The sequence below is a fragment of the Porphyromonadaceae bacterium W3.11 genome (genome assembly GCA_030434245.1).
Taxonomy (GTDB): domain Bacteria; phylum Bacteroidota; class Bacteroidia; order Bacteroidales; family Porphyromonadaceae; genus Porphyromonas_A.
The window spans coordinates 1-12,179 of sequence record JAUISX010000008.1; the positions used below are offsets into that span (position 1 = coordinate 1).

The 12,179-nt window shown below is 38.2% G+C and carries 12 protein-coding genes; 3 read left to right on the plus strand and 9 right to left on the minus strand.

Annotated features, from left to right (window positions below; translation table 11 throughout):
• The 9 genes from QYZ87_10795 to QYZ87_10835 all read right to left on the minus strand — a co-directional run.
• A partial coding sequence (locus tag QYZ87_10795) for a carboxypeptidase regulatory-like domain-containing protein (GenBank protein ID MDN4754993.1) occupies positions 1-879 on the minus strand: 879 nt, incomplete at its 3' end.
• A 75-nt stretch (positions 880-954) separates the two neighbouring features.
• A complete protein-coding gene (locus QYZ87_10800) occupies positions 955-1,269 on the minus strand; it encodes an SPASM domain-containing protein (protein ID MDN4754994.1) in 315 nt (104 codons plus the stop codon).
• A gap of 11 nt (positions 1,270-1,280) precedes the next feature.
• The gene (locus QYZ87_10805) at positions 1,281-1,493 is read right to left on the minus strand and encodes a hypothetical protein (GenBank protein ID MDN4754995.1); all 213 of its coding nucleotides are present in this window, start codon (positions 1,491-1,493) and stop codon (positions 1,281-1,283) included.
• A gap of 257 nt (positions 1,494-1,750) precedes the next feature.
• On the minus strand, positions 1,751-2,254 hold the full coding sequence (locus tag QYZ87_10810) for a hypothetical protein (GenBank protein MDN4754996.1): 504 nt from the start codon (positions 2,252-2,254) through the stop codon (positions 1,751-1,753).
• Position 2,255: 1 nt separating this feature from the next.
• Positions 2,256-4,463, minus strand: coding sequence for a peptidase domain-containing ABC transporter (locus QYZ87_10815; GenBank protein MDN4754997.1), 2,208 nt, complete (start codon positions 4,461-4,463; stop codon positions 2,256-2,258).
• Between the two features lie 27 nt (positions 4,464-4,490).
• Positions 4,491-6,803: an outer membrane beta-barrel protein gene (locus tag QYZ87_10820; GenBank protein MDN4754998.1), complete on the minus strand. Its 2,313-nt coding sequence runs from the start codon at positions 6,801-6,803 to the stop codon at positions 4,491-4,493.
• Positions 6,800-8,086 carry a radical SAM protein gene (locus QYZ87_10825; protein ID MDN4754999.1) on the minus strand — a complete coding sequence of 429 codons (1,287 nt, stop codon included), beginning with the start codon at positions 8,084-8,086 and terminating at the stop codon, positions 6,800-6,802. The genes QYZ87_10820 and QYZ87_10825 overlap by 4 nt, the downstream gene beginning before the upstream one ends.
• An 81-nt stretch (positions 8,087-8,167) precedes the next feature.
• Positions 8,168-8,332 (minus strand): hypothetical protein, encoded by a 165-nt coding sequence (locus QYZ87_10830; GenBank protein MDN4755000.1) that lies wholly within the window; start codon positions 8,330-8,332, stop codon positions 8,168-8,170.
• A gap of 472 nt (positions 8,333-8,804) precedes the next feature.
• Entirely contained in the window at positions 8,805-8,957 is a 153-nt protein-coding gene (locus QYZ87_10835; protein MDN4755001.1) for a hypothetical protein, read from the minus strand.
• Between the two features lie 293 nt (positions 8,958-9,250).
• Between QYZ87_10835 and QYZ87_10840 the strand changes: the two genes are divergently transcribed.
• The 3 genes from QYZ87_10840 to QYZ87_10850 all read left to right on the plus strand — a co-directional run.
• Complete coding sequence (locus tag QYZ87_10840; GenBank protein MDN4755002.1) at positions 9,251-10,492, plus strand: HAMP domain-containing sensor histidine kinase; 1,242 nt, start codon at positions 9,251-9,253, stop codon at positions 10,490-10,492.
• Complete coding sequence (locus QYZ87_10845; GenBank protein MDN4755003.1) at positions 10,489-11,178, plus strand: response regulator; 690 nt, start codon at positions 10,489-10,491, stop codon at positions 11,176-11,178. The genes QYZ87_10840 and QYZ87_10845 overlap by 4 nt, the downstream gene beginning before the upstream one ends.
• A gap of 303 nt (positions 11,179-11,481) precedes the next feature.
• On the plus strand, positions 11,482-12,179 hold a 698-nt coding region (locus QYZ87_10850; GenBank protein MDN4755004.1), incomplete at its 3' end, for a DUF4099 domain-containing protein.

Sequence of the window (12,179 nt, forward strand, 5' to 3'; positions counted from 1 at the left end):
CATATAGTCCCTCTCCCCAATCTGCCATTTGAGGATTAGGTCACCATTCACGCCACGGTTATTGACTAAAGAAGCGCCCTTGCTAGCTTTGTGAAAATCAGTATCCTCCTGCCATTGCTCATAGTCGCTATTACGATTAAGCGTGCCATTGAGAGACAAACGACCGAAAAGAGATACTTTAGTATTCCCCACCTCAAAATATCCTACTCCAAATCCATTGCCTGGTAAAATATCGCTTCTAGCCGCCACTTGGAAAAATTGATAGGGGCGACGCTTGCTCTTGAGCTTTATATTGAGTATATTCTGATACCCCTTTTGTAGATATCTAGCACTCACGACTTCAATCATCTCTACAGAGGCAATATCCTCAGGATTGATAGGGTTTACTCCAGTATTTACTGGCTTGCCATCCACCAATACAATCGGACTGGTGCCATCCTCCATCTTGATGCTCTGTATTGCAACGTTTACCCTTAGGCGAGGGATTTCACTAAGTGCCACAAAAGGATTACGACTACTCTTTGCTTTTTCACTTAAAAAGTATACCTCTCCAGTAGCTGTTTGCCTTACTCGATCACCAACAACCTCCAACTCTCCAAGTGTCATAGCGCTATCAGGTTGTAGTACAAACCGTAGATCCAATAAGTCTTTATCAAAAGTAAAAGTCTGTACATACTCAGCATAGCCCAAAGCGTTGATCTCCAATAGGAATGTCCCCGATGGGATATTCTCAATTGAAAACTTGCCCTCCTCACTGGCAAGAGAAATAGCCACCAGTTGATCACCCTCAGAGAGCATCAACTGAGCACCAGTGATTGGTTCTCCATCTATATTTACTACAATTCCTTTAAACTGATTTTGTGCGTATATGCCTTTCATGTTTAACAATACAAAAATCAGTATCAAAAAAAACTTCCTATATTTTTTCCCCATAGTGATAGCAATAAGTTAAGGTTACATTTGATTCGATTCTTTTTCTAATTCTATCTTAAGTCTGTGATATCTATAAGAATACAATAAATAGTCTGTAGTATCCATATTCATCGCATCGAATGTGCATATATCTTTTCCTTTGTGCGCAATGAGTTGACGATTACAAGGACCTAGGCAAACTGGGTACCATTTGCATTGTTTGCATTTCTCTTGTGTTAAATCTTTAAGCCATTCAGCTTTTTTGCTTTTATCCCAAGTGACTTCTCCAGTTCCCAAATTAAAAGATCCAAGAGAGTTTTCGTCATTAAATTCAGAGATCGTAGAACACTTAAACACCCTGCCTAAATTTAACTCATTTCAATTGTTGCATGGCATAAGCCATCTGCATTGTTAGTTCCAGAACAACGACCATCTGCGTTATTTGTTCCTTCACATTTGCCACTACCATTATTAGTTTGGCTTCGGCTCTCCTCGTTCATGAAACTTCCTCCTTCAAGATAAACCATTTCCTCTTCTCGTAAAACCTCTAGGAAAGAAGTCGATAAATTCATTGTTGACATAATGATAATTTTTAAAAGTTAGTAAAACAAGTGCTTGGTAAAATACATTACACAAGTAAGCCCTTTTAGAAAAGGGGTACATATAGAGAATTCGGTCGTCGTCAATACCCGCATTATCTGTTGGTTTTGACTTTCATAATGGCTCGTCAGCACAAAAAAGAGATGACCAGTCTCATTCTCCTCGGTCGACTGAGGTATAGTTTGTTGGAATAAGATTCTATTTCTTGTTAATTCAAAACACATATATCTTGTTTGTTTTAATCTTCTGGCTGGTTACACTTTCTATCGCTTCTTCTCTTTAGCGGTAAAATGTGTGACAATAGATTGTCTGAACTCTCTACTAAAGTAAAGTCAGATGTGCTATTCTTAAGATTAGCTATGTTTTGATACCCCTTATTTACTTGAATAATTACAGGATAGCGATTAAGAGTATCTCGTCTATTCTCTATGCTTCTCAATTGTACATCCAAGTTTTGTGCCTCAAGATGGATTGTGAGAGAAGTAGACTTGTCAATACTTGTCAGAGATTTGTCATTGACAAAGGTGATATAGGCTGTTGTAGCAGGCTCCGAAATATCGTAAAATGTGATCGTGCCTGAATAGACTTGCTTGTACGGCATGAAGTAAGCAATACCAAACAAAACCAACAAGACGGCAAATAGAATGATAGTGCCGTATCTGACAAGTGCAGGAGGTATTTGTCCTACAATACTCCGCACTTTCTCGCTTCTTAGTTCGTAGGTTCTCTCTTTGTCTTCCATATCAGTTGCCTAGCTCCAATTGGTTCTTAACTAGCTCATAGTACTTACCACGATTTGTAGTCAAACTTTCGTGATTGCCAACTTCTACAATCTTTCCTTTGTCCAGTACGACAATTTGGTCGGCGTTACGGACAGTAGAGAGCCGGTGAGCCACTACCACTACCGTTTTCCCCTTGTAGAAGTTTTCTAGCTTCTCAGTAATCGCTCGCTCATTATTCGCATCCAGGGCATTCGTAGCTTCGTCTAGAAATACAAATGTAGGGTCTTTATAGACCATTCTGGCAATCAGTACTCGTTGTCTTTGCCCCTGACTAATCCCTTGACCATCCTGTCCTATCATCGTATTGTACGCAAGTGGTAGGCTCTCTATATGGTCTGCAATGTTTGCCGTACTGGCCGCGGCTCTTATTCGATCAATATCTGGAGTGTCGTCACTTATGGCGATATTCCGAGCGATGGTGTCACTGAAGAGATACCCTTCCTGCATTACTGCTCCGCAGTGACTTCGCCACCAGCTAAGATTGTACTCCTCGAGGTCTCTTCCTGATACCTTTATACTGCCCTCTAACGGTGAATAATACCCAAGCAGTAGCTTAATCAAAGTGGTCTTTCCGCTTCCACTGGCGCCCACTATAGCTGTTACCTTGCCATTGGGGATGGTGAGATTGAGATTGTCTAAGATAGGTGTTGGGCTATAAATGTCGTACTTAAATGAAAGATTTTCCACCTTGAGGTCTAAGTTGTTCTGCGCGAAACTGGTGACATGTCGGTCACTATTCTCCTCGTTCTCCTCTGTATGTATTTCATTCATACGATCAAGGCTGATGCTGACATCTTGCCACGAGTAGATGAATTGGATGAGTTGCTCCACAGGGCTATTTAGTTGTCCGATGATGTACTGCACCGCCAGCATCATACCCAAAGTCATGTCCCCGTGTATTACGGCAGTGGCAGCAAGAACGGTAATGAGGATATTCTTCACCTCGTTGATGGTAATACTTCCAGCCTGTTGTACTTGCTGGAGATTGAGGCTCTGAAGATTGACTTTGAATAAATCGGCTTGCACATCCTCCCATTCCCATCGTTTTCGCTGCTCACACCCCTGTAGCTTTATCTCCTGCATACCATTGATGAGCTGATAGGTCACATTACGATTCCGTCCGGCTTGCTCAAAGTACTTGTAGTCAAGTGTCCTTCGCGTCTTTAGGAATAAAGTAATCCAACCAGCATAGAGGAGCGTACCGATAACAAATACTCCGAATATCAGTAGGTTGTAGTAGGAAAGAACAATGCTAAAAATAATAAAGGTGAAGAATGAGAATAGTAGAGATAGGCTATTGGAGGTCAAAAACTGCTCCACCCTCCTATGATCTTCAATTCTCTGTAATAGATCACCCAATAGCTTGGTGTCAAAGAACTTCATCGGTAGCTTCATCAGCTTGATGAAGAAGTCACTGATGAGGGAAATATTGATACGAGTAGAAATGTGAAGCAGCAGCTTGGAGCGGATAAAGCTAATCGCTGTACGGCTAAAGAGGAGCATCAACTGAGCCAGCAATACCAGCCAGATGAAACCAATATCACGCCCTCCGATGCCAGTGTCAACTATTGCCTGAGTAAGAAAAGGGAAAACGAGCTGTATCAACGACCCCAACAATAACCCCAGTATGATCTGACCAAAATACCTACGATACTTCTTGACATAGCTCCAAAGGAAGGTCAGCCGATTACCTTTCTCGAGCTTTCCGCCATCAGTCACTTCTTGGCTGTAAAACTCATCTGTCGGCTCTAAGAGTAGGACTATACCTTTCTCCTCCCCATTAGTCTTGGTACTCACCCAATGCTCGCAAAACTCCTCCTTGGTGTAAGTGAGCAATCCTTTCCCAGGGTCTGCGACATAGACCCTATAATTACCCTTACGAAGCCTCTTGATCTTATAAACAACTACAAAATGATTCTGATTCCAATGTGCAATACAGGGGAGCGGAGCTTCATTTGCTAGTGTCTCAAGTGTAATACGACCACCCAGCGAGTGTAACCCTCTTTTCTCTGCAGCTTTACTGATGCCCAGCAAAGACACCCCATCCTTCCCTAAAGCACAATCCTCACGGATCTGCTCAAGATCTGGATGGCGACCATAGTGCTTGACCACCATAGCCAAGCACGCTGGTCCACAGTCCATCGCATCTTTCTGAAGTAAGAAGTACACTTTAGTTATTCTCTATTTATAGATACATTATTTTGCCGTATTTTCCCGAATGAGACCAGTATCACTACTAGTATTGCTGAGCAATGCATTAGTCTGTTTCTTAGATTTACCTTTTTGGAAGTAGTAAGTAAACTTCAGATTAAGTAGTCCTCTAAAATTGTTCCAGATAAGACTTTCCTCCATTTGAAAGTTGGGCAGATTAACGTATGTTCGATTTGGTTTTAATGAATAAAGACATTCTAGCGACAAAGAAATTGCTTTATGTTTCCACATTAGAGAAGCAAAATTATTTATCCCAACAGATTTGTAGAAATCCCCACTTACATCTGTAAAAGGGAAGTTCAAGTAATTATTAAACTGGAATTCGTTGTAGCTCGCTTGAATACCGATTCCGCCGTTATGTACAGTATGATTGATTCTTTGATTTGGAGTGCTATACTTATATCTGATTAGTTGATAAAACGGCTGAAGAGTGAAATACTTAAAGAGTTTTGCACTACCACTTAACGTCAAACCATACGACTTACTATTATTTAAAGTTCCATAAGTCTTTACTACCTGATTATCTTCAAATCTAAGAACTGGCGCAAATGGTTTTACAGAGTAATTATAATTTAATGAAGAGGAAAAATAATAGTTATTATCTTTTGAGCTCCACTGAAGATTCAGTTTATTGACAGACATATAATATGGTCTAAGCGTTGGGTTTCCTTTAAAGAAATATTTTTCATCAATAGCAATACGAGAATCGGCAAGATATCCAAGTGAAGGTAAAGTAGACTGTATTACCGATACAAACCGTATTGAACTGCCTGGGGACAACTTGTAATTTAAAGTAAATGATGGTCTTGGCACTACATAATGAGACGGCTGATTATTTCTACTCTTGTATAAAGAATATTCGACGCCTACTCCTACATTATAGCTGAGCTTATTCATTCTACCGGAGTAGTCAGCATATCCATATAATGTATTTTTTGTAATCTTCTGGTTCGTATCTGATTCTGTTCCTATGGTCTGAATCAAATAGTTGTACGAATTACGAACCCCAAAGTTCCAAGCATTATTTCTATATAAAATCTCAGCCGTAGAGGAGACAGAATTGTTCTTTGTCAAATTCCGATAAACATAGTTATAATCATCTAAATTACTGTCCATTGTTCTGTTCAAAACATTATCGGAACTTGAATTTGTTAGGTAATTTACTAGATTCACTCCTAATACTTTATTTTCACCTAGAGGCTGGTGGTAATACAAATCTAAACTCCAGCTATTATAATTACTTCTGAGATCTCGCTCACTCTTACCTAGTGTTGTTGAACCATTGTTTATTTTTATTACTTCTTGACTGTATTTCTCATGTCCGGGATTTCCATTATACTGAACTTGCGACGTTAAGAAAGCATCGTTCACAAAATATCTACTATATCTAACTTGAGCAATATGATATATCCCACGATAACTACCTGGATTACCTTTATATTCGTTGATTGATTTATTACTATATTTATAGTAATTATTCATTCTATTATCGTTGAGTGATCGATAGTCATGGAAATAAGCCAAAGTAAGTTGATTTTTCTCATTTGTATATGTATAGTTAATCATATTGGTGCCATACCCTGTAGTGAAGGAGTTTTTGGTATCTAAATAAAGAAAATGACTTTCTGACTTTTGTCTTTTTGTTTGAATCTCTAAGACAGCTCCAAAATTTTCTTGGGCAAACCTAGCCGGTGGTTCACTATAATAGGTTAGTTTCTTTATATTTTCTGCTGATAACTGTTGTAGCTCCCTATTGTTTGAACGTCTCCCGTCTATAAGAATCAGTATAGATCTATTATCGACAGTTTTAAGCTGGTCATCCAACGCGTTTTTCTTAAACTGCGGCAAACTACTTATTGCATCAAGAGCGTTATTCCCTACCTTAACTGCATCTGACGACAATCGAATCTCATCTCTATTTCCAAAACTCTCGAGGTCTTGCACAGTCACCACTATTTCATCTAGTATTTTCGAATCTGGGTTAAGCTGTATTACACCTATATCAATATTTTTATCTACAAGCAATAATGTATCAATATTCATGTATCCCACAAATGAAAGCCGAAGAGAATACCGTTTGCTTTCAATATTATTGAAAACGAACTCCCCATTTTGTTTTGATAAAACATTCGAGATTAGTTTTCCTCCTGTTTCATCATACAATTTAACAAGGACTGATGGAAGGTCATTATTAAGTTCATCAATACATCTACCTTTAATCTCATATTGTGCAAAAGAAGATGTGGGTAATGCACATATAACGACTACAAAAAATATAATAATATGGTTTCGTTTCATAATGCATAGTGTGAATCAATATATGACATGATCATTTCAGGAATTACTTTTTTAATATCAGAAAATTTACAAATGAAAGTATTGTTATTCAAATTATTTTTGTGCGGACATGGTCCCATACATATTGGCAAGTAATGACAAGTACTACACGGTTTTGGAAGGTTCCTCTCTCTTAATTTTCTCAAATGGTCAGGATCCCATTTAATTTCACCTGTTTCATCCAATACCCCATAAGGGATACCTGTATGTAAATCATCACTTGCTGTACATTTCACCACTTCTCCATTGAAATTTATGGCATTGTAAAAATCTCGCTCTACATAACAAGTTAAAAAATTTGTGATTATTTCGAGCTTAGTGACTTTGTATCCACTGGATTCAAACTCTAATCTGATGTCTTTTACTTCATCATTTAATTCATCTGTGCATTTCACTTGCCAGACTTTTTTTAGATTTACTAGTACTCTACCTCTATTAGCAGGCTGTATAAGTTGATTGACATCGCTCACTATTGAACGGTCTAAATTATCACTGGTATAATTTATACGGAGTATTAAGTTAGCATTGGGATCGTAGGATAATATCCCGTTGATATTTGTAAGGGTCTGTGTAAAAGCAGAACCACAATCGTCACAATATTTCACTTCATCATGCTTCAACTTATTACCATCTAATGTGATATGAAATCTTCTTAGTTCGAGAGCCTTTAGGTCAGAATATATATCCTTAGTCAAATAGAAGCCATTAGTTGTGGCAGAATGTTCAAAATCGATATTATTTTCTAAACAAATTTTCTGTGCAAAGCTGGCAATTGGTTTGATAACTCTATTGAAATACATAAAAGGCTCGCCTCCAAACCACTCAATGTGCAATGATTCAATTTTCATATCATTAATCATGTATTCAATATGCTTTTTTAATTTATCAATTGTCTCATCAGACATTACTGATTCGATATGATCTTGTATACAGTACCAGCAACTAAAATTACAATTTAATGTTGGAAGGATTACCAAGAAATAATCTTTTTTAGTTTTTTCTAATTCTTTTCGTCGAAAAATCTCTTTAAGTTCATTCTTATTATCATCAACAATAAACCCTTCATTATAAAGTTTCTCTCCAAAATTTCCAATTCGGAAAAATGAATCTATATCAGACTTTAAAGAAAGCTGTATTTTTTTACCCAATTCAATTGGAATCCTGAAATAAGTTTTATTTAATCCATTGAAAAAATATGAGAATTCTTCTTTTTCGAAGTAATAATTATATTGACTTTCTTTCATATCATTAATTATAATTATAGGAGGTGCAAAAATGCACCTCCATTGTTTTACAAGACTAGCTTAAAAGCTCACAGGAAAGAATTAATTTTGAGTTTGTGTGCCACGTTCTATTTTAATAGTACATGCACAGCCAGCAACTTCATTAGGGCATTGATTCTGAATTGTTTCATAATCTGCAGAACCCATGCCACCTTTAATCTCAATTAAGTCTAGAGAATTAAGCTCCTCTAAAGAAAACGTATTCATAATTACTAAATGTTAGAGTTGTGTTATACTATCTACTCTTTAGGCTTTTCGATATCCGCCCCTTTTACAGTAAGGTCTGGACTGTTTTGTACCATAATAGTCGGTTATGTTGCTTTCTCTTTGCATTATGATCAGTAACGCAAGATTTATGCAATAAATGGAGGACACGTCCTCCGCTTTCGAGGCGTACCAACCTCTACTCTACGAGCTCTGTAGATATTTTTTCCTATTTGTATTTCAATAGTAAGTTCTATCAGTATCTCTTATATACCTGAAACTACTATAGTCTTTGTATTCATCTAATATGCCTATTCATTCACTTTCATAAAGTTGTATTACACTATAGTTTTTCCATTATTTGCACAGAAAAACGCCCAAATTCTGTCCTAATTGTTTAATCCCACCAAGGTGTTCATGAGTAAACTATACCAACGTAGACTTTCTCTCACACAGGAAATATTCTTTTCTGCATTTAATATTCCTCTAATGGAATTACTACCCCATTTGGCAAAAGGATGTATTTTTTCCCATTGATGATGACAACCATTCCTTTTTCCTCTGCACTAGAGTTTCCATTGCCTCCAGTTACTATTGATAGCTCAGTTGTTGATAATATCTCTTTCATAATGCTAATATAAAATTAGTAGATGTTATTACTCCTCAAACATAGAGATATTATTTAAGAATTCCCCTATCGAATCTAAACGATTATTTAAGCAAAAAACATCTTTAGATTCAGTAGGTTGGAATTGGAATGGTTTGCTTATATTTGTGGGTTGGTCTATTATAACTGTTATCATATAAATAATATGAAATATGTCCTCTAAAATAGCAATACAACGAAATATACTCCTGGTTTGTATAGCAATGCTGTCCCTTATAGTTTTCGAAGGGTATAGGATTGCTAATGAATACCATATGACTCAAAATACTATTCAGAAGAAGATTGATCAACTCCTAATCAATTCTGCTAAAAAATATGGGCAAGAAAAATTTCTTGCGAAAATGACCAATTCTGAATATCCCAGTTTTGCTCTTAAGCCTATAGACAGCGATTCTATTCCTGTTGGTTTTAAAGTTGCTACGCTTGACACCAAATTAAGTGATGGATTAGAAATGCTGATGATTACACATGCAATTATTGAAGACCCTAAATTCCTCTCTTCTTTTACAGACTCATTGCTGGTAAATGGTGCTAACCTAAATTTCACATCACTTACGGTGTCTATTGAGGGAAGTAGAATAGATAAGCAAGAACTAACTCGTGAACTGAAGAGTAAAGGATGGGGAATCTATAGCTTTAGAAGTGAATATCCTATCGTCATCGATAGTGATAGCCACGTTATCAAGATGTGGGGTAAATCCGATATGTTACCAGAGCAAAAGGGGCTAATATTGCTACTCTTCATCGTTCTTGTAATAACGCTGATCATTGGTATAAGCTTTGCGAGACTGCTCCGTCAGATAGAGAGGGAGAGACACTACCAAAAAGTAAATGAGCAATATTTCTTTGGGCTGGTTCATGACCTCAAGACTCCCCTTTCCTATACCAAAGCTCTATTGGAGCGTATTCATATCACAATGGCTGAAAAAGAGATCGATATAGCTACTCAAGTCAATGAAGGCAATCTGCAAATAGATCGTCTGGTTACTAAAGTGGATGAATTACTGACGATTCCTAAGCTCACATATTGCAATGAAAGTGACTTTGAGGAGGACTATCTAATAGACACAATAGAGCAGATAGAGGACGAACTTATTTCTACCTACTCCACAATCTCTCCCTACTTTACCATCAATGCAAATACCGATAAGAGCTACAACCTGCCCATCGAGCACACTACGATATTGCTACGCATTCTGATGGACAATGCAGTTAGGTACTCGGGAGAAAGCCCTAAGATAGCGGTTGATGTGGTGGAGAAGGAAGAAATGCTTCTTATCTCTATTTCGGACAATGGTGGAGGGCTTCCAATCGCAAGGAAGAAGGTCTGCTTCTCTGAGAAAAATAGTATAGAGACAGTTAATGGTATCATCACAGGGCATGGGGTGGGACTCATCACCGCAATACGCATCATGAATGCTTTGGGTGGCTGTCTCCTCTATGAGAAAATTGAAGGAGGTAGTAAATTTACGATCAATGTGCCGATAAAAGCATGAATCAAACTAAGATTTTACTAATAGATGATACGCTCTACTTTGGAGCTGAAATCAGCGAACAGCTGAAAACTATGGGCTATGAAATCATGTATATGAATAATGGCGTGGGACTGACCAATGTCTTAAGCAATTTTCAGCCCGACTTAGTCTTTATGGATATTGACTTAGGGCTGGGCACGAAGAGTGGAATTGAGCTCTGCAAAGAGGTAATACAACTCTACCCTCAGCTACCAATAATACTGATATCTTCAAGCACTGATGTCGATACTAGAGAGCAGGGCATTCTTGCAGGAGCACAGGCATTTGTAGGTAAGCCTCTTACGGCAAATCTCCTCGAGGCATACATCAATTTACATCTCAAAAAAAGGAAAGAAGAACATTATCGTGCACCAGAGTACTCTTATAATGACTTAGTGGCACTCTCAACACTTAAGGTTTCATTTTCAAAAGGGGTGATTTTCTATCCTAATGGAGAAGCGATATCTATAAGTCCTATTCCTGCAGTTATTCTGCGATTTCTAATGGACAAGATAGGTCAGGAGATAAAGTCCGAAGAAATCATCGACAAAGTATGGGGTAAAAATTCTTCGATCAGTTCTACTTCAAGTCTATATACAGCGATTTCATCCCTAAGGAAAGCCCTATCAATGATCGTAAGATTCGTCTTCGCACCGTTCGTGGTATAGGCTACCGTCTGGATATTGAAGTGTAATTACGTGGTTTAAATTGAAAGAATAGTGCTTATGTATATTCCACAATATAAAGCATTTTTCATAATACTGCATCATTAATGGAGAGAGGTCCAAAACGGATTCAAAAGAGTCTTTTCTCCATATTAAATCCCTGCTTGCACTAAAGGAGCAGGAAAAAATTGGCAAATTCTTCCTGTCTTATAATTTTAATTCCCTCTGTTTAACCGAAAGAAAATCGCATTGCCATCTCCCATATATTTGCTTAGAAGTCGATTATTAACTAAGTAAATATGAGAGATGAATCAGAATGACAACAATCAGGAGTATGTGCTGATTCTGGAGGATCGCACAGAGGTAAAGAGTGAGAAAGCGGCTGGTAAGCTATCTGTAGTAACGGGGATGGATAAGCAGGGTAAGCTCAAAACGACTGAGCCTATAGATGCCAACCAAGCCGCTTTTCTAAAGTTCAACAATAAGGATGGTCTGCTGAAGAACTTTATGACCAATTTCCTTAGGCAGTTCAATAACCCGACCCACTTCGGGCTGTACAAGGTGGCAGCTCAAGGAGTAGAGAAGAGCGTGGATGCACTCAAGACCATGCTGCCTGAGCGAGAAGACCCAAAGATAAAGGCTGAGCTGGAGAAGAGTCAGGTTCACTTTGAGGACTTTCTCCCTATGCAGAAGAAGGCGACAGCCATTCCCGAGGATAAGGTGGATTGGAAGCAGTTGGAGACCATTGGAGTCACTAAGGAACGACTAGAGGAGAGCGGACAGCTAGAGAAGCTCCTCAATTGGCAGAAGTCCGACCTTGTCACCATTGCGGTTAAGGCTGGCAATGAGAGCATCTACACAGATGCTCGTCTCGCCCTTCGCACCAATGAGAATGGCGAGATTGGTCTAGCCATCCACAACATCCGCAAGGAACCGAAGCTCGATTACCCATATTTGGGGTACAAATTCACTGATGATGAGAAAGCGACACTTCAGACCACGGG